The sequence below is a fragment of the Marinimicrobium sp. UBA4209 genome (assembly GCF_002381585.1).
Classification (GTDB): Bacteria; Pseudomonadota; Gammaproteobacteria; order Pseudomonadales; family Cellvibrionaceae; genus Marinimicrobium; species Marinimicrobium koreense.
In genome coordinates this window covers 4,530-5,352 of record NZ_DFTP01000085.1, presented here as the reverse complement: position 1 = coordinate 5,352, position 823 = coordinate 4,530, and the positions used below count along the sequence as shown (strand labels likewise).

Genomic DNA, 823 nt, shown 5'->3' with positions numbered 1-823 from the left:
GTAGTAGGCAAACACTGCGCCGATCAGCAGCGTCCAGGCGAGCAGAAAGATACGGGCGGAGACCGATCCTCGCAGCGACGCGCGGGCTCCGGCGTACAGCACAACCAGAAGAATCACAACGGCGATAGGAATTAGCACCGCAAAAGTGGTTGCGTAGACATCCATCACCGCCAGCCCTGTGGGGATCAGCAAAAGGGCGCTGAGCCCCCAGAGCAATCGGCCGGTGAGTGGGAGTGTCTGTCTGAGGTTGAGGAAGCCCTGGGTGAACGCCACCAGGGAGAAAAACAACCCACAGGACAGTACCGCGACCGCCATATTGTTGAGGGTGGGGTAGTCGGCCAGCAGACTGATGCCCAGGTAGCCGCGAAATGCCAGATTCCAGCTGAGGAAGAAGAACAGGTAGACGCTGTAGAGCACAAAGTTCCGCTCGCGGGTGACCAGGCCGACGATCAGGTTGTAGAGCAGCAGGATGGTGATGGCGCCGTAATAAAAGCCGAATCCGAGGGACTCGGCATCATTGCGTTTGAAAAACGCCGCGTCGCTGCTGAGGGTCAGCGGCAGTGCATCGTAGAGGCCGTCGTGACTGCTGAAGCGAATCAGCAGGGTTCCGCTCTGATCGGGCGTCAGCGGTAATGAAAGCGCAAAAGCCCGGTAGCGGAAGGGGCGGTCACTCAGCGGCCGGCGGTCGCCGGTGTGCCATTCGCGGACAGTACCGTCGTCGATCATCCACCAGGCGTCAATGTAATCCTGCAGAGGTTGGGCAATATCCAGGATCAGCCGCCGAGGGCGGGTGTCGGTATTGGTGATATCCAGCCGGAGCCAG

1 protein-coding gene is annotated in these 823 nt (G+C 60.0%); it reads right to left on the bottom strand.

Going from position 1 to position 823, the window contains the following annotated elements:
• On the bottom strand, window positions 1-823 hold an 823-nt coding region (locus B3187_RS12345), incomplete at both ends, for a 7TMR-DISM family protein (RefSeq protein WP_286806777.1).